Below are 19,833 nucleotides of genomic sequence, written 5' to 3' on the forward strand. Positions count from 1 at the left end.
TGGGACGCCATGCGCGCAGCCCGTTGCGTTGATCAAAACCCGTTCCCGCACCCCGGCTGGGGTGGTGAGCCGGGGGGTGGGGGAGACTTGCGGGCATGGCGGCTCGTGGCTTTCCGTACTCCGACTTGAAGGACTTCCTGGCGGCGCTGGAGCGCGCGGGTGAGCTACGGCGGGTGGACGTCCCGGTGGATCCGTCGCTGGAGTTGAGCGAGGTCGTCACCCGCACGGTTCGCGCCGGAGGGCCGGCGCTGCTGTTCGAGCAGCCGACCCGAGGCGAGATGCCGGTGGCGATCAACCTGTTCGGCACCGAGAAGCGGATGGCGATGGCGCTCGGCGTCGAGTCGCTGGACGAGATCGGGGCGCGGATCGGTGCGCTGGTGCGGCCGGAACTGCCGGTCGGCTGGAGTGGTATCCGGGAGGGCCTCGGCAAGGTCATGCAGCTAAAGTCGGTGCCGCCGCGCAAGGTGAAGACCGCCCCCTGCCAGCAGGTGGTGTACCGGGGCGACGACGTTGACCTGAACCGGCTGCCCGGCCTGCAGATGTGGCCCGGCGACGGCGGGGTCTTCCACAACTTCGGGTTGACCCACACCAAGCACCCCGAGACCGGCGCCCGTAACCTCGGCCTATACCGGCTGCAGCAACACAGCCGGAACACGCTCGGCATGCACTGGCAGATCCACAAGGACTCCACCGCCCATCACGCGGTCGCGGAGCGGCTCGGCCAGCGGCTGCCGGTCGCCATCGCCATCGGCTGCGACCCGGTGATTTCGTACGCCGCGAGCGCCCCACTCCCCGGCGACATCGACGAGTACCTGTTCGCGGGCTTTCTGCGTGGGGAGCGGGTCGAGATGGTCGACTGCCTGACCGTCCCGCTCCAGGTGCCAGCGCACGCCCAGGTGGTGCTCGAGGGCTACCTGGAGCCGGGTGAGCGGCTGCCCGAGGGGCCGTTCGGGGACCACACCGGCTACTACACGCCGGTCGAGCCGTTCCCGGTCCTGCACGTCGAGACGATGACCATGCAGCGCAACCCGGTCTACCACTCGATCGTCACCTCGAAGCCGCCGCAGGAGGACCACGGCCTGGGTAAGGCCACCGAGCGGATCTTCCAGCCGCTGCTCAAGCTGCTCATCCCGGACATCGTCGACTACGACCTGCCGGCCGCCGGGGTCTTCCACAACTGCGCGATCGTGTCGATCCGGAAGCGCTACCCGAAGCACGCGCAGAAGGTGATGAACGCGATCTGGGGTGCGCACCTGATGTCGATGACCAAGCTGATCGTGGTCGTGGACGAGGACTGCGACGTACACGACTACAACGAGGTCGCGTTCCGGGCCTTCGGCAACGTGGACTACGCCCGGGACCTGCTGCTCACCGAAGGCCCGGTGGACCACCTGGACCACGCCTCGTACCAGCAGTTCTGGGGCGGCAAGGCCGGCGTCGACGCCACCCGCAAGCTGCCCAGCGAGGGCTACACCCGGGGCTGGCCCGAGGAGATGACCATGTCCCCCGAGGTGGTGTCGCTGGTCGACAAGCGTTGGAAGGAGTACGGCATCTGATGTCCGGCTCCTCCGATCCGCGGGACCGCGCCGTCTCGGCCCGTGCCGCATCGGCCCGTGCCGCATCGGCCAGCGCCGCATCGGCCAGCGCGGAACCGCGCGGGCGGATCCGGGCGTTCCTCGACCTGGTGGCGATCGAGCACTCCGTCTTCGCGCTGCCCTTCGCCTACCTGTCCGCCTTGACCGCGATGCAGGTCAACGGCGGTGAGGTTCGCTGGCTCGACCTGTTGCTGATCACCGTGGCGATGGTCGGGGCGCGGACGTTCGCGATGGCCGCCAACCGGATCCTGGACCGGCGGATCGACGCGCTGAACCCGCGCACCGCCAACCGGGAACTGGTGACCGGGGCGGTCAGTCTGCGTACGGCCTGGGCTGGCGCGGGCGTCGCCCTGGCGGTCTTCCTGGTCGCTGCCGCGCTGCTGAACCCCCTCTGTCTGGTGCTGGCGCCGCTCGCGGTCGTACCGCTGGTCGGCTACCCGTACGCGAAGCGGTTCACCAACTGGCCACACGCGGTCCTGGCGGTGGCGCAGGCGGTCGGCCCGGTCGGTGCGTGGCTCGCGGTGACCGGCACCTTCGCCGGCTCCGGGCCGGCCTGGCTGCTCGGGGTGGCGGTTGGGCTGTGGATCGGCGGTTTCGACCTGATCTACGCCTGTCAGGACGCCGAGGTGGACCGGGAGATCGGCGTGCACAGCGTTCCGGCCCGGTACGGGCTGCGGTTCGCGTTGCACGCGTCCACCGTCGCGCACGTGGTGACCTTCGTGCTCTTCGTCTGGTTCGGCGCCCTGATCGGCTTCGGCTGGCTCTGGTGGATCGGGCTGGCGCTGACCGCGGTCGCCTTCGCCTACCAACACGTGGTGGTGAGCCCGACCGACCTGAGCCGGGTCAACCGGGCCTTCTTCACCGCGAACGGCTTCGTCGGGATCGCGCTCTTCGGCTTCGCCCTGCTTGACCTGGTGGTACGCCTCGGGCTGCGGCCCTGACCAGGGAACCGGGGGTGCCCGTCGGTGGTCGCGGGTGACCAGGCAGGCTGGGACCATGCGTGAACCATGGGTGGTTGGTGTCTCCGGAGCGTCCGGCACGCCGTACGCGGCTGCTGTCCTGCGGGCCCTACTTGACGCGGGCGAAGCCGTTGATCTGATCGTGTCCCGGGCGGCCCGGCTGACCATCCTGGACGAGACCGGGCGGTCGTTTCGGGACGGGCACTGGGCGGAGGACCTCGCCGCCTGGCTGGGGCGCGACCTGAGCGGAGCCGATCTTCGGCACTGGCCGGCCGGCGATCTCGCCGCCGGGCCGAGCAGTGGCTCCTACCGGGCGCGCGGGATGGCGGTCGTCCCGGCGAGCACGGCGGCCTGTGCCGGGATCTCCATCGGGCTCTCCAAGGACCTGTTGCAACGCGCCGCCGAGGTCAACCTCAAGGAGCGCCGCCCGGTGGTCGTCGTGCCCCGGGAGACACCGGTGACTCGGAGCCACCTGGAGCACCTGATCGCGTTGCACGACGCCGGTGCGGTGGTGCTGCCCGCCAGCCCCGGTTTCTACGGTGCGGGAGCGGATGCCTCGGCCGCCCAGCTGGTCGACTTCGTCGCCGGTAAGGTGCTGGACGCCCTGGGCGTGCCGCACACGCTCTTCCGGCGCTGGGCGGGTGAGTTGGGAGCGGCGCGTTCCTGAGCTGGCGGTGTCGGCGCGTTCCCGAGCTGGCGGTGTCGGCGCGTTCCCGAGCTGGCGGTGGCGCGTCCCGGAGCGGGCGGCGATCAGCCGCCGGCCACCGCCTCAGTACATCCCGGCGTTGGCCGGGCCAGGTCCAGGGCCGGTCGGGGCGGCGGGGCCAGTGTTGTTCGGTCGCTCCATCCCCTCCGCCTCGTCCAGCATTCCCTCGCCCTCGAGCAGGGCCCGAACTTCGGATTCTCGAAATCGGCGATGCCCGCCCGGAGTTCGGATGCTGCCTATCCGGCCAGCCGCCGCCCACCTGGTGACAGTCTTCGGATCCACCCGAAACAGCGCGGCGACCTCACCCGGTGTCAGCAGGCGATCTCCAGTGTCCACAGCCCCCTCCTCGCATCGACGAAGCCCCCGGCTGAACACACTGCCCCCGGCGGTGCGAGCCCAGAGCCGTCATGAGGGACGTATGGCAATTACAGCACCGGCAGCCAGTCGTGTCCGCCGAACGCGAGAAAAGCACTGATCGGGAGGTAGGCAATGGTACCCGCAGCTGTGCCCTGTTGCGGTTGGTTCGTCAACAATGACAGGGCGCGGGGCCGACCCTCGGTACCGGACTCCCGAGGGCCGGTCGGTGCTACTAGGGTCTACAGTCCGTGGACGCGATCGACCTGAACCTTATCGAACTGCTGCGGGGCAACGCCCGCCTCTCGTACGCCGAGCTTGCCCGCCAGGTGGGCCTCTCGGCACCAGCAGTGCACGAGCGGGTCGGCAAGCTGGAGTCCAGTGGAGTCATCCGTGCGTACCGAGCCGAGATTGAACCGGAGAGCATCGGGCTGGGCGTGACCGCCCTGATCGAGATCATTGAGGAGTCCGCCGCGGACACCGACGACGTGCTGGAGTCGTTCCGCGCCATTCCGGAGATCGAGTCCTGCTACTTCATGGCCGGCGTGGAGTCGTTCCTGCTCAAGGCGAGGGTCGGCACTATCGGGGAGTTGGAGGCGCTGATCGTACGGTTGAACCGTACTCCCGGTGTCGCCTCCACCCGTACCGGGATCGCCCTGTCGACCAAGTGGGAGAACCGTCCCCAGCCCGTCGGTACGCCGCCGGCCTGACCCCGGCCGGCTCTCCGCCGACGTCAAACCCGCCCGCCGGGCCCGGTCGAACCCCCCGCCCGAAGCTCGGCCACTGCGCGTGGGCCGGGATCAGGCCGCGCCGGTCCGGCTTGCTAGGTTGCTGGGCGTGACTCATCTGGACCGGTGTGACGAGGCAATCCGGGGGTGGGTGACCGAGGCGATTGCCGCCGTTGAGGCGGACGCCAACCGGTCCGCCGACACCCATCTGCTGCCGTTCCCCCTGCCCCGGCAGTGGGGAATCGACCTCTACCTCAAGGACGAGTCGGTGCATCCCACCGGCTCCCTGAAGCACCGGCTGGCCCGTTCCCTGTTCCTCTACGGGCTCTGCAACGGGTGGATCGGCCCGGGTACCACGATCGTGGAGGCATCCTCGGGGTCGACGGCGGTCTCCGAGGCATACTTCGCCCGGATGCTGGGGCTGCCGTTTATCGCGGTGATGCCGGCGTCCACCTCGCCGGAGAAGATCGCGAAGATCGAGTTCCAGGAGGGGCGCTGCCACCTGGTGGACGACCCGGCCAAGGTGGTCATCGAGGCACGGTGGCTGGCCGAGGACACGGGCGGCCACTTCATGGACCAGTTCACGTACGCCGAGCGGGCCACTGACTGGCGGGGCAACAACAACATCGCCGAGTCGATCTTTTCGCAGCTGGCGTTGGAGCGGCACCCGGTGCCGGCGTGGGTCGTGGTCGGAGCCGGCACCGGCGGCACCAGCGCCACCATCGGCCGGTACACCCGCTTCCGGCGGCTGCCCACGAAGCTCTGCGTGGTGGACCCGGAGAACTCGGCGTTCTATCCGGCCTGGCAGGCATCCGACTGGTCGGTGTGCACCGGCCGCGGCTCGCGAATCGAGGGCATCGGGCGGCCGACGGTGGAGGCATCCTTCCTGCCATCGGTGGTGGACCGGATGGTGCAGGTGCCTGACGCCGCCTCGCTGGCCGCGATGCGGGCCGGCTCCGCGGTGCTCGGCCGCCGGCTCGGCGGCTCGACCGGCACCAACCTCTGGGGTGCCTTCGGCCTGATCGCCGGCATGCTCGCGGAGGGGAGGACCGGCTCGGTGGCCACCTTGATCTGCGATGCTGGAGACCGCTACGCCGACACCTACTACGCCGACGACTGGGTGGCCGCCCAAGGGCTGGATCTCGCCCCACATCTGGCGACCATCGAGCGGTTCCTGGCCAGCGGCGCCTGGCCGGCCTGAGGAGTGCCCTCCGGCCGGCCCGGCGCCGGCCGGGTCAGTAGGTGTTCGCGGCTGGTCGGCCGCCGAACCGCCGATCCCCCGACCGCCGCTCCGATCGGCCTTCCGTCGACTGCCGCTCCGATCGGCCTTCCGTCGACCGGCCCGGGTGGCGGCGATCGCCGGAACGTACCGGTTCGCCGCGGCGGTGACGGTCCGGGAACCGGCGACCCCCGTCTGGCCGGCCAGCGCGTCGGCGCGGCTCGGGCTCGGGCTCGTCCCGAATGGGTACGCCGCTCGGTTCCCGCGCTCCGGTCAGCTCGGCCAGCGCTGAGTCGCCGGCTCGTACCCGGGTCTGTGCCGGGGCCACACCCGCCTTCTCCAGCATGGCGAGGGTGCCGCGGCGTTGTTTCGGCAGTGCCAGGGTCGCCACCGCGCCGGTCTCGCCGGCCCGTGCGGTCCGCCCCGCTCGGTGCAGGTAGTCCTTCGGATCCTTCGGCGGGTCAACGTGCAGCACCAGCGATACGCCGTCGACGTGGATGCCGCGGGCCGCCACATCGGTGGCGACCAGGACATTCGTCCGGCCCTCCCGAAACTCGGCCAGGGTGCGGGTACGCATCCGCTGGGTCTTGCCGCCGTGCAGGCCGCCAGCGCGCACCCCGACTGCCGCGAGCTGCCCCACGAGTCGGTCCACGCCGAGTTGGGTCCGGGCGAAGACCATCGTCCGCCCTTCCCGGGCCGCGATCGACGCGACGACCGAGAACTTGTCCTGCGGTGGGATCAGCAGCAGGTGATGATCCATCGTTTCCACCGCCGCCGTCGGTGGCGCGGTCGAGTGGGTGACCGGGTCGGTCATGAAGCGCCGTACCAGCGCGTCCACGTCTCGGTCCAGGGTGGCCGAGAATAGGAGCCGCTGCGCGTCGGCGGGGGTCTTCGCCAGAAGTTCGGTGACCTCGGGCAGGAACCCCATGTCGGCCATCTGGTCCGCCTCGTCCAGCACGGTGACCTCAATGTCGTCGAGGCGGCAGACGCCCCGCTCAATGAGGTCAGCGAGCCGGCCAGGTGTGGCCACCAGCACCTCGACGCCGCGTCGTAGGGCACTGATCTGCCGGTCGTAGGGCACTCCGCCGACCGCGGTCCGCAGGAATACCCCGACCGCCCGGCCGAGCGGGAACAGAGCGTCGCTGACCTGCATAGCCAGCTCCCGAGTCGGTACCAGCACGAGCGCGCGCGGGTGTCGGGAGCGGGCCCGTTCCCCGTCCGCCATCCGGGCGAGCAGGGGGAGGCCGAACGCCAGCGTCTTTCCGGAGCCGGTCTGGCCGCGGCCGAGAACATCCCGGCCGGCGAGCGCATCCGGCATGGTGGCGCGCTGGATTTCGAACGGAGTGGTGATCCCCTGCCGGGCCAATGTCCGGACCAGGGGTTGGGGCAGGCCGAGCGCGGCGAAGTCGACGAGTTCGGGGGCGGACGGGGGCATGCCAGGGTCGATCGACGTGGTCAAGAATGGCCTTTCGAGTGGGGCGCATCTTCGCGATGGCCGCCGCGACGGAATGCCGCCGGATCACCCGCAAGATCGCCCATGGGCGCGCGAAGGGGCGCGCCAGGTCAGTTTCCGCGCCAGTGTACGGCGATGTCCCACCGCGCCGTACACCCGCCGCGGCACAGTGGGCGGGCTCACCCGTTGGAGAGGTTCTGGAACGCTCCGTCCAACGCATTGTTGGCGATGAGGACGACCAGCACACCGATCGCCACCAGCAGGGCGAGCGAGGCGGCTAGGGCGACCAGCACCCGGGTATTGCTGGAACGTTGCTCGTTCGATATCTCCGTCCGGCCCTGGGCGAGGATGTGCCCGGTCAGGGATCCCGAGTTCTCGACCGGGTTGACCGGGAAGACGACGGTGGACAGGCCCGACCCGTCAGCGTAGAGGCTGCTCAGGTCACCCTCGTGCGGCTTTCGGTGCCCGATGCCCGGCCGTTGCTGGTTGCCGGTCGCGGGGAAGGCCTGGGTGGCGGCTGAGGCCGCGGTGGGGTGCTGGTTGCCGGTTGCGGGGAAGGCCTGGGTGGCGGCTGAGGCCGCGGTGCGGTGCTGGTTGCCGGTTGCGGGGAAGGCCTGGGTGCTGGCGGCCGAGGCCGGCGTCGGTGGTGACTCCGGGTGGATCTCGGAGACCGGCGACGTCGCGGCACGGGGGGTGGGGAATGGGCCGGGCGTGAGGGCATTGGCTCGCCCAAGCGGCCCGGTACTGCCGCCGGAGGTGACCGGTGGTGGCGGGAACGGGGAGGTCGGCGCCGGGTCGGTTGGCGCGGGCACCGGCGGCCCAGGTGGCGCCGGGGCGGGGGGTGCCGGGGCAGGTGGCGCCGGCTGTGGTCGGATCGGCCCCGGCGGGTGGGGACCGGGGACCGGCGCCGGCTCGGGTGCCGGTGGAGTCGGGTCTGGAACGGACGGCTCGGGTGGCTGCATGGGCTCGGGCGGTTGCATGGGCTCGGGTGGTTGCACCGGCTCGGGTGGCTGCACCGGCTCGGGCTCGCTAGGGCCAGCCTGGTGGTAAACCCATGCCTGCCCCGTCCCCGACCGAATAACCGTCGTGTCGGCGGCGGACGGGGCCACCGGGTCGTTCTGCTCGGCCATGTTCGCCCTCCGCGCCGTGCTCGCACCCGGACTCGTGCCACCCGAGCCGGGAATGCCTGGTCTCACCGTGCCACATTCCGTCCAGGGAGCACAGCCGGAGCAGGGCTACCGGCGGTCTGCCGGGCCACCCCGGGTGTCCGGCTACGGGTGCGGCGCTGACCGTAGGGCCGGTTGTGCGGCGCGGTCGCGTCGGCTACGGCAGGAAGGAGCCGAAGCTCAGCCGGAATGGGCTGCCGTAGCCCAGCAGGAATGAGCTGCTGTTCGGTACCGCTGAGGACGAGACGGTGGGGGACGGGGATGCCGAGGATGAGGTGGTGGTCGGAGACGCCGAGGGCGAGGTGGTGGTCGGAGACGCCGAGGGCGAGGCGGTGGGCGATGGGGTGTCGCTGGGGCTGGTGGTGGGCGATGGGGTGTTGCTGGGGCTGGTGGTGGGCGACGGGGTGTCGCTGGGGCTGGTGGTGGGCGATGGGGTGTTGCTGGGGCTGGTGGTGGGCGATGGGGTGCTCGTGGCCGAGGGGGACGGTGTCGGCTTCGAGGGGGTCGGCGTGGGCTTCGGGGTTGGCGTGGGCGCGGGGACCCCGTCGACTACTCGTGTCGCCGCATAGAGGCGCGACCAGGTCACAGTTGAGATCTTGACCACATCGCCGCTGCTCGGGGCGTGGACCATCCGCCCGCCGCCGATGTACATGCCGATGTGGTGGATGCTGGTCCAGCTCGAGCCGGAGGCGAAGAAGAGAAGGTCACCGGGGAGTAGGCCGGTCCGGGGAACGGTGCGGTGCCGGGTCGCGTAGTACTGGTCGCGGGAGACCCGGGGCAGGTTGCGGTAGCCGGCCGAGCGGTAGGCGGCCCAGATCAGGCCCGAGCAGTCGAACCGGTCCGGTCCCTCGGCCGCCCAGAGGTACGGGTCACCGAGCTGGTCCAGCGCGTAGCTGACCGCCGCGCGGGCGGTGGGGTGCGCCGCGAGCCCGTTCGCGGTTTCGTTGGCGACCCACTGCGCGCCGAGTGCCTGCTCCGCCGCCTCCTGCTGACGCTCCAGTTCCAGCAGCTGGGCGGCGTTGTCCTGGCGGAGAGTGGTGAGCTTCGCCTGCTCGCTCTGCAGCGCCTGCTCGGTGCTGGCGTAGGAGGTGTTGACGGAACGTAGCCGCGACTGCGCCGCCGTCATCACCTGCTGCGCGGCCTGCTCGTCGGTGCGGGCGCGGTTGAGCTCTCGGGTCGCCGCGGTGGTCTCCCCGCCGGCGACGTCCTTCCCCCGGGCGAGGCCGGAGATCTCGCTCAAATCCTGGAGATCGTCGGCGAAGGGGGCGGAGGGCAGCGCCGCAGCCGCCTTGAGCGCGTCGGCCGCTGCGGCATTGGCGCGCGACTGGGCCTTGGCCAGCGCGGTCAGGGCCACGTTCAGCTCCTGCTCGGCGGCGACGAGCTGTGCCTCCGCCTCGGTGCGCTGCTGCTTCAGCAGAAGTAGCTCGTCGCTCAGCTGGCCGATGCGGGCCTCGGCCGCGTAGATCTGGGCGGCGAGCGGCCCGTTGATGAGGTTGTTGACCGGCGTTGTGGCCGACGGGGGGAGTGGTTCACCGCCGGGCAGGCTGAGCGGGCCGGACAGGACGGGGCGGGCGCCGCTGTCGGGCACGGTGTTGGGCAGTGGCGGATCGGCGTAGACCGGCGCGCTGAGCGCACCGGCGGCGATGATGCCCAGCAACGCGGACCATAGCTTTGGACGGAGCACCGGCGAGACCACGGGGTTTCGTCGAGGTCGCCGCCTGTAGCCGCTGTCGCCCATTCCGCTCCCGTCTGGGTCAATCCGTGCATTGGGTGCACACGGTGCCCGGACGCTACCAGTGGTGTGTCGCGCCCGGCCTACCCTGTCTTATCGCATGCGGGCAGCAGTGTCGATGTGTGGCCGGGTTACGAGTGGCTGAGAATTCGGCTAACGGCGACGGTGGAGAGCGGTGAGGTTCGTCGCGACCCACCGCCCGCGCTGACCGTTGGTTCGCCGGCCCACGTAGGCTCGACCGGGACCGCAGGCGGAAGGGACGGGGCTGGAGATGGACGCCGGACTCAAGCGCGAGCTCGAAGCGAAGGTGTACGCCGGCGAGCGGCTGACCCGCGCCGACGGGATCGCCCTCTACGACAGCGACGATCTGACCTGGCTGGGTCGGCTTGCCCACCACCGGCGGACCGAGCGCAACGGCGACCGGGTGATGTTCAACGTCAACCGGCACCTGAACCTGACCAACGTCTGCAGCGCCAGCTGCGCGTACTGCTCGTTCCAGCGCAAGCCGGGCGAGAAGGACGCGTACACGATGCGGATCGACGAGGCGGTCCGCAAGGCCAAGGAGATGGAGGACGAGCAGCTCACCGAGCTGCACATCGTCAACGGGCTGCACCCCACCCTGCCCTGGCGCTACTACCCGAAGGTGCTCCGTGAGCTGAAGGCGGCGCTGCCGAACGTCCGGCTCAAGGCGTTCACCGCGACCGAGGTGCAGTGGTTCGAGAAGATCAGCGGCCTGAGCGCCGACGAGATCCTGGACGAGCTGATGGACGCCGGTCTGGAGTCGCTGACCGGCGGCGGTGCGGAGATCTTCGACTGGGAGGTGCGGCAGCACATCGTGGACCACGCCTGCCACTGGGAGGACTGGTCCCGGATCCACCGGCTGGCGCACAACAAGGGCATGAAGACCCCGGCAACCATGCTGTACGGGCACATCGAGGAACCCCGGCACCGGGTTGACCACGTGCTGCGGCTGCGGGAGCTGCAGGACGAGACCAACGGCTTCGTGGTCTTCATTCCGCTGCGCTACCAGCATGACTTCGTCGACTCGGCGGACGGCAAGATCCGTAACCAGATCCAGGCGCGGACGACGATGGCCTCGCCGGCGGAGTCGCTGAAGACGTACGCGGTCTCCCGGCTGCTCTTCGACAACGTCCCGCACGTGAAGTGCTTCTGGGTGATGCACGGGCTGTCGGTCGCCCAGCTGTCGTTGAACTTCGGCGTGGACGACCTGGACGGCTCGGTGGTGGAATACAAGATCACCCATGACGCCGACTCGTACGGCACGCCGAGCACCATGAACCGGGCTGACCTGCTGGACCTGATCTGGGACGCCGGGTTCCGCCCGGTCGAGCGCAACACCCGGTACGACGTCGTGCGCGAGTACGACGCCGCGCCCTCGCTCGCCGAGCGTCGCGCCGAGCCGCAGCAGGTGTGGGCCTGATCGTGCTGGTCGGCGGTTCGCGTACCCTCGTAGGGCCATGACCGAGCAGCGCAACAGAATTCCCCGGCGAGATGCCGAGGGGCGGGTACTGACCCTGGGTGACCTGCTCGGGGTGAGTCTGGCCGGCTGGGTTGTCGGGGTGCTCGCGTTGGCGACCCTGGACCTGGGCTTCACCTCGCTCAGTTCGGGGGAGTTCGGCCAGGCCAACGGGTGGCTGGCAGTGATCCTGCCGGCCTGGCTCTACTGGGATGACTTCCGCGCCTGGGGGTTTGGCGCCGCCCGGGTGGCGGCGGGCCTGGCGGCCGGAGCCGTGGGGCTGACCCTCGGCCTGGTGGTGGCCGGTTTCACCGCTGACCTGCCGCCGGTGGTCTCCGGCGGGCTGGGTGCGGCGGCCTTCACCGTCGGGTACGCGGTGGTGTGGTTCCACGGGGTGCGGTGGCTCGCCCGGAGGACGGGCTGAGGCCGCCCGTCGACGGCGGAGAACGGAGTACGGAGATGAGCGCGGCGGTCAAGTACACGCTGGGCCGGATCGGGCTGTTTGTCGTCGTGCTGGCGGCCCTCTGGTTCGTGGAGTTGAATCTCTTTATCAAACTGATGGTGGCGTTGATCTTCTCGGCGGCGCTCTCCTTCTTCCTGCTGCGGCCGTGGCGGGAGGAGATGGCCGAGGAGATGGCTGCCGCCACCGAGCGGCGGCGCGCGGAGAAGGAGCGGCTGCGCTCGGCGCTGGCCGGCGAGGACGACGCCGGGACGGACTCGCCGGAGCGGGACGGCGACGCACCGAAGTCCTGATCCACGGGCGCCATTAAATTTACACATGGAAGAACATTGATATGACCATGCGTTGAGTGGTGGAGTGTGCGGTACCAGGCGGGAAAGGTTTCCCGCGCTCGTCAGGAGGTTGTCCATGGCCTTCCGCACCCCCACCCTTCGCCGCCGCCTCGCGCTCGTCGTCGCCGCGGGGTTCGGCCTGCTCACCTTCGCCGCGTCCCCGGTCTCCGCGAACACCACGCCGGAGCCCAGCGGTGAGTCGGCCGCCGTCCAGTACCGGGTGCTCGGCCCGCGTACCGTGACCGACCGCAGCGCGGTCGCCAGCACCGGCGCCGCGATCGACTACTCCGAGCACGGTGTCCTGCACGTCACCGCCACCGCCGCCGAGGCCGCCGCGATCACCCGGCTGGGCTTCGAGCTGGAGGAGGTGCCGGTAACCCCCACCGGCCACGATCACGACCACGGGGACGTCGGCATCTTCGACTTCCCGCCCGCCGACTCCGACTACCACAACTACGCCGAACTGACGGCCGTGGTGAACCAGGTGGTGGCGGAGCACCCCAGCATCGCGCGGAAGATCAGCATCGGCACCTCGCACGAGGGCCGGGACCTGATGGCGGTGAAGATCTCCGACAACGTCGGGACCGACGAGGACGAGCCGGAAATCCTCTTCAACTCCCAGCAGCACGCTCGGGAGCACCTGACCGTGGAGATGGCGATCTACCTGCTAAACCTCTTCACCGACAACTACGGCAGTAACTCCCGGGTCACCAACGTGGTCAACAGCCGGGAGCTGTGGATCATCCCGACCGTGAACCCGGACGGCAGCGAGTACGACATCGCCACCGGCTCGTACCGGTCGTGGCGCAAGAATCGGCAGCCCAACAGCGGCTCGTCCTGGGTCGGCACCGACCTGAACCGCAACTGGGACTACCTCTGGGGCTGCTGCGGCGGCTCCTCCGGCTCCACCTCGTCGAGCACCTACCGGGGCCCGTCGCCCTTCTCCGCCCCGGAGACCGATGCGGTGCGCGACTTCGTGGACAGCCGGGTCGTGGGCGGAGTCCAGCAGATCAAGGCCAACATCGACTTCCACACCTACTCCGAGCTGGTGCTCTGGCCGTTCGGCTACACGTACAGCAACACCGCCCCGGGGATGACGGCCGACCAGTACAACACCTTCGCCACCATCGGCGGGGAGATGGCGGCCACCAACGGCTACACCCCGCAGCAGTCCAGCGACCTCTACATCACCGATGGCAGCAGCATCGACTGGATGTGGGGGGCGCACGGGATCTGGGCGTACACCTTCGAGCTGTACCCCGGCTCCGCCGCGGGCGGCGGCTTCTACCCACCCGACGAGGTCATCCCGGCGGAGACCGCCCGTAACCGCGAAGCGGTGCTGCTCCTCTCCGAGTACGCCGACTGCCCGTACCGGGCGATCGGCAAGGAGGACCAGTACTGCGGCGGTGGCGGCGGCGGGGAGACGGTCTGGGCGGACACCTTCGAGACCGCGACCGGCTGGACGATCAACCCCAACGGCACCGACACCGCCACCACCGGCCAGTGGGAGCGGGGTGCCGCCCAGGCGACCAGCTACTCCGGCGCCAAGCAGCTCACCCCGTACGCGGGCGGTAACGACCTGGTCACCGGCCGGCTCGCCGGCTCCTCGGTGGGCACCCACGACATCGACGGCGGCGCGACCAGCGCCCGCTCCCCGGCGGTGGCCCTGCCGTCGAGCGGCACGCTGACGCTCTCGTTGGCCTGGTACCTGGCGCACTACTCGAACGCCTCCTCGGCCGACTACTTCCGGGTCAGCGTCGTGCACAGCGGCGGCACCACCACCCTGCTCAACCAGACCGGCGCGGCGACCAACCGCAGCGCCTCCTGGTCGGTGGCCAACCTCGACCTGACGCCGTACGCCGGCCAGTCGATCCAGATCCAGGTGGCGGCGGCGGACGCCGCCGGCGGGAGCCTCGTCGAGGCAGCAGTCGACAACGTCACCATCACCGTCTCCTGAATCTGGGGTGGGGGCCCTTTCCCGGGGCCCCCACCCCTCCCCACCTCGTCACACGTCTGCGGCCAACTCCGGGCCCCGGCCCGACCGTGCGCTACCGTGCTACCGACCATCCCGCAGCGAAGCCGGTGGGAAACCGGCGCTGTCCCGCAACTGTGATGCCCCGGGCTTGTCCCGGGGACGAGTCAGGTCGCCTGCGGTCGGTCGCGATACGCGCTCTCGAGGAAGGGTGCCTCGTGGACGGGCACCTCGGTCCCTGTCGGCGAAGCACCAACTCCTCGACCGACAGGAGGCCCGATGTCCAGACGTACCCCCCGGTTCTTCACCGCGGCCCTCGCGGTGGCCGCGCTCGCGCTCGCCGGCTGCGCCGAGAAGACCACGGACTCCCCCGCTGACGACGGCGCGTCCAGCGCCGCGACCTTCCCGGTAACCGTTGGCTCGCTCACGCTGGACGAGCAGCCGGAGAAGATCGTCTCGCTGTCGCCGACCGCCACCGAGGTGCTCTTCGCGATCGGGGCGGGGCCGCAGGTCGTCGCGGTCGACGACAACTCCAACTATCCGGCGGAGGCACCGCGGACCGACCTCTCCGGCTTCCAGCCGAACGCCGAGGCGATCGCCGCCCAGAACCCCGACCTGGTCCTGCTCGCCGACGACCAGAACAAGATCGTGGACCAGCTCACCACGCTGAAGATCCCGGTTTTCCTCACCCCGGCGGCGGCCACGCTGGACGACACCTATCGGCAGCTCACCGAGGTGGGCACGCTGACCGGGCACCCCGCCGAGGCCGCCGACGTGGTCAGCCAGATGCAGGACGACATCGCGGAGTTGGTCGCCGACCTGCCCCAGCGGGCGGAGAAGCTCACCTACTTCCACGAGCTCGGCCCCGAGCTGTACACCGCCACCAGCAAGACCTTCATCGGCTCGCTCTACGCGCTCGCCGGGCTCGAGAACATCGCCGACCCGGCCGACGCGGACGGCGCGAGCGGTGGCTACCCGCAGCTCTCCGAGGAGATCATCGTCCAGGCCAACCCGGACTTCGTCTTCCTCGCCGACACCAAGTGCTGCCAGCAGAGCATCGCGTCGGTCCAGGCCCGACCCGGCTGGGCGACGATCACCGCCGTGCAGGAGGGCCAGGTCGTCGCGCTCGACGACGACGTCGCCTCCCGGTGGGGCCCGCGCGTCGTCGACCTGCTCCGCACGATCATCGAGGCGACCGCGAAGGTCCCCGCGTGACGTTGGAGCTGTGGCGATAGCAGAGGCATCCCCATGCGGCAGGTGGTAACCCAGCGCCCCTCCGGCCGCCCCTCCGGCCGCCCCTCCGGCGGGCCGGCGGCTCGGCCCGCCGGGCTGCGGCCCGGCTGGCTCGTCGCCGGGCTGGCCGCGGTCCTGGTCGCCCTGGTGGCGGGCGTCTCCCTCGGCCCGGTCAGCCTGCCACCCGGCAGCGTCGCGGTCGAGCTGCTGAACCTCCTCCCCGGGGTCGGCCTCGACAGCGGGCTCACCGAGCGGGAGATCGCCATCATCACCGAGCTGCGCCTGCCCCGGGCCGTACTCGGCCTGCTCGTCGGCGGGTTGCTCGCCCTGGCCGGCGGCGCCTACCAGGGCGTGTTCCGCAACCCGCTGGCCGACCCGTACCTGCTCGGGGTAGCGGCCGGCGCCGGGTTCGCGGTCACCGTGGTGATCACCGCTGGCGGGGTCGGCGGGGCGGTCACCGGGCTGCCGGTCACCATCCCGCTGGCCGCGTTCGTCGGCGCGATCGGCGCGGTCACGCTGACCTACCTGCTCGGCTCCGCCGGCGGCCGAAGCCGATCACCGGCGACCCTGATCCTGGCCGGGGTGGCGGTCTCCGCCTTCCTCTCCGCCGGGCAGACATACCTGCTGCAACGCAACTCGGACAGCATCCAACAGGTCTACGCCTGGCTGCTCGGGCGGCTCGCCACCGCCGGCTGGCACGACGTACGGCTGGTCCTGCCGTACTTCCTGCTGACCGCCGTGGTGGTGCTGCTGCACCGGCGGGAGTTGGACGTCCTCTCGGTCGGTGACGACGAGGCGACCAGCCTGGGCCTGCACCCGCAACGGTCCCGCTACCTGCTGATCGCCGCGGCCTCGCTCGGCACCGCCGCCGCGGTCTCCGCGTCCGGGCTGATCGGCTTCGTCGGGATCATCGTGCCGCACGCCGTACGACTGCTCGCCGGCTCCAGCTACCGGGTGATCCTGCCGCTGTCGATGCTCTTCGGCGGGGCGTTCCTGGCGCTGACCGACGTGGTCGCCCGGACCGCCGCCGCCCCCGAGGAGATCCCGATCGGCGTGGTGACCGCCCTGCTCGGCGGCCCGTTCTTCGTCCTGGTCCTGCGCAGCGCCCGGCGGGTGCTGGGATGAGCGCACCGGCGGTGGCGGTACGCGACCTGCGGGTCCGGCTGGCCGGCGTACCCGTCCTCACCGGGGTCGACCTGAGCGTCGCCGCCGGCGAGTGGGTGACCGTGATCGGCCCGAACGGCGCCGGCAAGTCGACGCTGCTGCGCGCCGTCGGCGGCCTGCTGCCCACCGGGGGCGCGGTCTCCCTCTTCGGTACGCCGATCCAGCAGCTGCGTCGCCGGGACCGGGCCCGGGTGGTGGCGACGGTCGCCCAGTCGCCGGTGGTGCCCGCCGGGATGTCGGTCCTGGACTACGTGCTGCTCGGCCGCACCCCGTACATCGCGCCGCTGGGCCGGGAGTCCACCGCCGACCTGGCCGCCGCGCACGATGTCCTGGACCGGCTGGACCTCACCGGATTCCACGCCCGGGAACTGGCCACCCTCTCCGGTGGCGAGCGGCAGCGGGTCTTCCTGGCCCGAGCCTTCGCCCAGGGCGCCACCCTGCTGCTGCTCGACGAACCGACCAGCGCGCTGGACATCGGCCACCAACAGGACGTCCTCGAACTGGTCGACCAGCTCCGCCGGGCGCACGGCCTGACCGTGGTGGCGACCATGCACGATCTCTCCATCGCCGGCGAGTACGCCGACCGGATGGTGCTCCTCGCAGACGGTCACGTGGCCGCTGCCGGCAGCCCTCGGGAGGTGCTCACGACGGAGCTGCTGGCTCGCCACTACCGCGCCACCGTGAAGGTGATCGACGGCGAGCACGGCCCGCTGGTGGTACCCGTCCGCCCCGCCTCCGCATCTGACGGGATGCTGGAGATCAGGGCGGGGTGATCGCGTTGAAGAGCGCGCCCTGTGGGTCGCGCAGGGCCGTGCAGCGACCGGCCGCGGTCTCGCGGGGCGGCACGAGGATCGCCCCGCCCAGGGCGGCGGCCCGGGCTGCGGTCGCGTCCACGTCCGCCACCCCGAAGTACACCGACCAGTACGCGGGCGCGCCGGCCGGGTAGTCGCCGAGCGGTGTGGTCATCCCGGCGACGATCTGGCTGCCGAGGCGCCAGCCGGTGTGCCCGGCCGGACCGGTTGGCGGCTCGTCCGGCTGCCAGCCGAAGACCAGCTCGTAGAAGACCTTCGCGCCCTCCGGGTCGGGGGTGACCAGTTCGGTCCAGCTCATCGCCCCCGGCACCCCGAAGACCTCGCCGCCGGGCATCGTGAACGGCTGCCACACGCACAGCGTCGCGCCCGCCGGGTCGCTCAACACCGCCATCCGACCGCGGTCGAACACGTCGAAGGGGGGCACCACGAGCTGCCCGCCGGCCTCCTCGACCCGCGCGGCCACCAGGTCGGCGTCGTCGGCGGCGACGTAGATCGACCAGATCGGCACCTGCTCGGGAATGGCCGGCAGCCCGGCACCCGCCACCGCCTGGCCGCGGCGGAGGAAGTCGGTGTAACCGTTCGCCTCGGGCTCCGGCGCGATCCGGCCGGTCCAGCCGAACAGCTCCGGGTAGAAGCGGCGCGCGTCGTCGAGGTCCGGCGCGGCCAGGTCAGCCCAGCAGGGGGTGCCCGCCGGAACGATGCCCACCTCAACCCCTCTCGTCCGGGGCGGCCACCGCGACCCGCCCCGGACGACATGATGACACTGCCACAGCCCATCCGGCGGGAAATGGGCAAACGTCAACGCCAAGAGGTGACTCGGGCTTCCGCGCTGCCCTGGCTGCTGGTGGTTTCGCCGCGGCTGGACCCCACGTGGGCCACCAATGTGTTCCGGAGCAAAATGCTTAATCTGTCTCCGAATAACTCTGACTGCCCCGGTCGGGTGAGTTATGTCAGGCTGTGCAGGGTCTCGGCGTACTCAGATCGCTACCATAAGTAGGTGGGCGCCGCGGAGATCATCGTTGAAGCCAGCTGGCCGTCACTGTTGTCGGTGTTGTCAGACGGCAGGCTGACGCCGAGGGCGGCGGCGAGTCTGTATTGGATCACTTCGGCGGGGGTGTATGACCGTGGCCGCTTCAATGCCAGCACGTCTCAGTGAACCCCCGAGGAGACCCATGCCCTCGAAAACTGGAATACGTCGCTCCCTCCCGGCGGCATTGGCCGCACTGGCCCTCGCCGTCAACGGTGCTGTGATGGTCGAGACAGTACGTCCGGCCGAGGCTCGGGCCGCCGGTGTGCGGCCTTCGTTTCAGCTTCCATTCCCGTGTGGCGAATCATGGCAGATCTCCACTTATCGCGGTCATGACGACTACGACGTCGACATGTTCGCGAACAGTGGCAACACGGCCGGCCGATCTATTCTGACCGCCGCCGCCGGCACCGTCTCGTATGCTGGTTGGGACAGTGGCGGCGGCTGGCACGTCCGGCTCAACCACGGCGAGGGCTGGGAGTCGCTCTACCTGCACATGGAGTCACCCCCGCTGGTCTACACCGGACAGTGGGTCCGGCAGGGGCAACTGCTCGGCACAGTGGGCAGCACCGGCAACTCAAGCGCCCCTCACCTGCATCACGAGCAGCGGCGCGACGGCGCCACGGTGGAGGCATACTTCAACGGCGTCCGCTCGGAGATTACGACGGACGGTTTTCCCTCCGGGGAGCCGCTGTCGCCACCGGTCAATGCCGTTAGTTCTAATTGTGGCGACATTTCCATCTACGGGGTCCTGCCGGATGGTAGGCTTACGTATTCGTTGGTCGAGTCGGGTTCAGGTCGGTTCTTGAAGGATGTGACGTCGGATGCGACGCTGGGGTTCACGCCGCAGGCGATGGCGACGCTGAACTTCAACACGATTCTGTTTACCTCGACGGAGGGTGACCTGTATCGGGTCGATGTGGTCGCGAACAATGCGTCGTTGGTGTTCGATCCGCCGGTGAAGATTCTCAGTGGCGGATGGACGCACACTCATCTTTCCTATGACGGTGCCGGGGGTCTGTATGGGCTCACTTCGGCGGGGGTGTTGCAGCGCCACGCAGTGACCGCGACGAAGCCGACTGGTGGTGAGATCGTCAATTGGGTGGCGATCGACAGTGGTTTCACCCTCAAAACGCTGACCACGACTGGGCCGGACTGGATCCTCGGTACGGGTTCGGATGGCCGATTGATGTCGTACAAGATTAATGGAGTGGGTAGCTGGGAGTCCGGCGAGCTCAAGTCGAGCACCCGGCAGAACATCACCCACCTGCTGTCTCCCGGCGCGGGTATCTACTACGGCCGTACCAGCGATGGTGCCCTGCACCGATACGGCGACCGGAACCCGTACGACAACAACGGCAGCGACCTGTACGGGCAGGGCGGGGTGACCGATTCCGGCTGGACCGAGGTCCTGCTCTCCGCCCAACCCTTCGGCTTCTGAAGA

General features: G+C 70.2%; 19 protein-coding genes and 1 riboswitch. Of the genes, 14 read left to right on the forward strand and 5 right to left on the reverse strand.

From position 1 onward, the window contains the following. The first annotated feature begins 95 nt into the window (after nt 1-95). The 3 genes from T398_RS13445 to T398_RS13455 are packed head-to-tail and all read left to right on the forward strand — an operon-like array spanning nt 96 to nt 3,221. A complete protein-coding gene (locus T398_RS13445; protein WP_496447094.1) occupies nt 96-1,556 on the forward strand; it encodes a menaquinone biosynthesis decarboxylase in 1,461 nt (486 codons plus the stop codon). Beyond that, the gene (gene mqnP / locus T398_RS13450) at nt 1,556-2,536 is read left to right on the forward strand and encodes a menaquinone biosynthesis prenyltransferase MqnP (RefSeq protein ID WP_496447096.1); all 981 of its coding nucleotides are present in this window, start codon (nt 1,556-1,558) and stop codon (nt 2,534-2,536) included. The genes T398_RS13445 and mqnP overlap by 1 nt, the downstream gene beginning before the upstream one ends. Nucleotides 2,537-2,591: 55 nt before the next feature. Further along, the gene (locus T398_RS13455) at nt 2,592-3,221 is read left to right on the forward strand and encodes a UbiX family flavin prenyltransferase (protein WP_018217207.1); all 630 of its coding nucleotides are present in this window, start codon (nt 2,592-2,594) and stop codon (nt 3,219-3,221) included. Nucleotides 3,222-3,323: 102 nt separating this feature from the next. Here the strand turns inward: T398_RS13455 and T398_RS13460 are convergent, their stop codons facing one another. Further along, entirely contained in the window at nt 3,324-3,596 is a 273-nt protein-coding gene (locus T398_RS13460) for a BldC family transcriptional regulator (RefSeq protein WP_496447097.1), read from the reverse strand. 269 nt (nt 3,597-3,865) lie between these two features. Here T398_RS13460 and T398_RS13465 point away from each other — a divergent pair, with 269 nt between their 5' ends. Both T398_RS13465 and cds1 read left to right on the forward strand, forming a co-directional pair. Next, nucleotides 3,866-4,324, forward strand: coding sequence for an Lrp/AsnC family transcriptional regulator (locus T398_RS13465; protein WP_018217205.1), 459 nt, complete (start codon nt 3,866-3,868; stop codon nt 4,322-4,324). A 118-nt stretch (nt 4,325-4,442) separates the two neighbouring features. Beyond that, nucleotides 4,443-5,543 carry an L-cysteine desulfhydrase Cds1 gene (gene cds1 / locus T398_RS13470; protein WP_496447098.1) on the forward strand — a complete coding sequence of 367 codons (1,101 nt, stop codon included), beginning with the start codon at nt 4,443-4,445 and terminating at the stop codon, nt 5,541-5,543. A gap of 34 nt (nt 5,544-5,577) precedes the next feature. Here cds1 and T398_RS13475 read toward each other — a convergent pair whose 3' ends face one another. The 3 genes from T398_RS13475 to T398_RS13485 form a co-directional block, all read right to left on the reverse strand. Further along, on the reverse strand, nt 5,578-6,996 hold the full coding sequence (locus tag T398_RS13475) for a DEAD/DEAH box helicase (protein WP_496447100.1): 1,419 nt from the start codon (nt 6,994-6,996) through the stop codon (nt 5,578-5,580). Nucleotides 6,997-7,193: 197 nt separating this feature from the next. Then, nucleotides 7,194-7,826: a hypothetical protein gene (locus T398_RS13480; RefSeq protein WP_496447102.1), complete on the reverse strand. Its 633-nt coding sequence runs from the start codon at nt 7,824-7,826 to the stop codon at nt 7,194-7,196. A gap of 511 nt (nt 7,827-8,337) precedes the next feature. Further along, entirely contained in the window at nt 8,338-9,918 is a 1,581-nt protein-coding gene (locus T398_RS13485) for a C40 family peptidase (protein WP_496447104.1), read from the reverse strand. Nucleotides 9,919-10,183: 265 nt separating this feature from the next. Here T398_RS13485 and mqnE point away from each other — a divergent pair, with 265 nt between their 5' ends. The 7 genes from mqnE (at nt 10,184) to T398_RS13520 (ending at nt 17,323) form a co-directional block, all read left to right on the forward strand. Beyond that, nucleotides 10,184-11,353: an aminofutalosine synthase MqnE gene (mqnE, locus tag T398_RS13490; protein WP_496447106.1), complete on the forward strand. Its 1,170-nt coding sequence runs from the start codon at nt 10,184-10,186 to the stop codon at nt 11,351-11,353. A 37-nt stretch (nt 11,354-11,390) separates the two neighbouring features. After that, nucleotides 11,391-11,813: a hypothetical protein gene (locus T398_RS13495; RefSeq protein ID WP_496447107.1), complete on the forward strand. Its 423-nt coding sequence runs from the start codon at nt 11,391-11,393 to the stop codon at nt 11,811-11,813. Nucleotides 11,814-11,848: 35 nt separating this feature from the next. Next, nucleotides 11,849-12,142 carry a DUF4229 domain-containing protein gene (locus T398_RS13500; protein ID WP_496447108.1) on the forward strand — a complete coding sequence of 98 codons (294 nt, stop codon included), beginning with the start codon at nt 11,849-11,851 and terminating at the stop codon, nt 12,140-12,142. A gap of 115 nt (nt 12,143-12,257) precedes the next feature. Then, nucleotides 12,258-14,138, forward strand: coding sequence for a M14 family metallopeptidase (locus tag T398_RS13505; RefSeq protein ID WP_496447110.1), 1,881 nt, complete (start codon nt 12,258-12,260; stop codon nt 14,136-14,138). Nucleotides 14,139-14,227: 89 nt separating this feature from the next. After that, nucleotides 14,228-14,351, forward strand: a riboswitch (cobalamin riboswitch). An 81-nt stretch (nt 14,352-14,432) separates the two neighbouring features. Next, entirely contained in the window at nt 14,433-15,368 is a 936-nt protein-coding gene (locus T398_RS13510) for an ABC transporter substrate-binding protein (protein ID WP_496447112.1), read from the forward strand. Between the two features lie 33 nt (nt 15,369-15,401). Beyond that, nucleotides 15,402-16,511: a FecCD family ABC transporter permease gene (locus tag T398_RS13515; protein WP_496447114.1), complete on the forward strand. Its 1,110-nt coding sequence runs from the start codon at nt 15,402-15,404 to the stop codon at nt 16,509-16,511. After that, complete coding sequence (locus tag T398_RS13520) at nt 16,508-17,323, forward strand: ABC transporter ATP-binding protein (protein ID WP_496447115.1); 816 nt, start codon at nt 16,508-16,510, stop codon at nt 17,321-17,323. Before T398_RS13515 ends, T398_RS13520 begins: the two co-directional genes overlap by 4 nt. Here T398_RS13520 and T398_RS13525 read toward each other — a convergent pair. Continuing rightward, the gene (locus T398_RS13525) at nt 17,310-18,068 is read right to left on the reverse strand and encodes a VOC family protein (protein ID WP_496447117.1); all 759 of its coding nucleotides are present in this window, start codon (nt 18,066-18,068) and stop codon (nt 17,310-17,312) included. The genes T398_RS13520 and T398_RS13525 overlap by 14 nt on opposite strands. Before the next feature lie 291 nt (nt 18,069-18,359). Between T398_RS13525 and T398_RS13530 the strand changes: the two genes are divergently transcribed. Together T398_RS13530 and T398_RS13535 are read left to right on the forward strand one after the other, a co-directional pair. Then, nucleotides 18,360-18,518, forward strand: a complete 159-nt coding sequence (locus tag T398_RS13530) for a hypothetical protein (protein ID WP_496447119.1) — start codon at nt 18,360-18,362, stop codon at nt 18,516-18,518. 58 nt (nt 18,519-18,576) lie between these two features. After that, the gene (locus tag T398_RS13535; RefSeq protein WP_496447211.1) at nt 18,577-19,830 is read left to right on the forward strand and encodes a M23 family metallopeptidase; all 1,254 of its coding nucleotides are present in this window, start codon (nt 18,577-18,579) and stop codon (nt 19,828-19,830) included. The last annotated feature ends 3 nt before the right edge of the window (nt 19,831-19,833 follow it).

This window comes from Salinispora goodfellowii (assembly GCF_059570675.1).

Coding starts and splice junctions, on each gene's coding strand:
- T398_RS13445 (WP_496447094.1), top strand. CDS start 96: ATGGCGGCTCGTGGCTTTCCGTACTCCGACTTGAAGGACTTCCTGGCG.
- mqnP (WP_496447096.1), top strand. CDS start 1,556: ATGTCCGGCTCCTCCGATCCGCGGGACCGCGCCGTCTCGGCCCGTGCC.
- T398_RS13455 (WP_018217207.1), top strand. CDS start 2,592: ATGCGTGAACCATGGGTGGTTGGTGTCTCCGGAGCGTCCGGCACGCCG.
- T398_RS13475 (WP_496447100.1), bottom strand. CDS start 6,996: ATGCCCCCGTCCGCCCCCGAACTCGTCGACTTCGCCGCGCTCGGCCTG.
- T398_RS13485 (WP_496447104.1), bottom strand. CDS start 9,918: ATGGGCGACAGCGGCTACAGGCGGCGACCTCGACGAAACCCCGTGGTC.
- mqnE (WP_496447106.1), top strand. CDS start 10,184: ATGGACGCCGGACTCAAGCGCGAGCTCGAAGCGAAGGTGTACGCCGGC.
- T398_RS13495 (WP_496447107.1), top strand. CDS start 11,391: ATGACCGAGCAGCGCAACAGAATTCCCCGGCGAGATGCCGAGGGGCGG.
- T398_RS13500 (WP_496447108.1), top strand. CDS start 11,849: ATGAGCGCGGCGGTCAAGTACACGCTGGGCCGGATCGGGCTGTTTGTC.
- T398_RS13505 (WP_496447110.1), top strand. CDS start 12,258: ATGGCCTTCCGCACCCCCACCCTTCGCCGCCGCCTCGCGCTCGTCGTC.
- T398_RS13510 (WP_496447112.1), top strand. CDS start 14,433: ATGTCCAGACGTACCCCCCGGTTCTTCACCGCGGCCCTCGCGGTGGCC.
- T398_RS13515 (WP_496447114.1), top strand. CDS start 15,402: ATGCGGCAGGTGGTAACCCAGCGCCCCTCCGGCCGCCCCTCCGGCCGC.
- T398_RS13520 (WP_496447115.1), top strand. CDS start 16,508: ATGAGCGCACCGGCGGTGGCGGTACGCGACCTGCGGGTCCGGCTGGCC.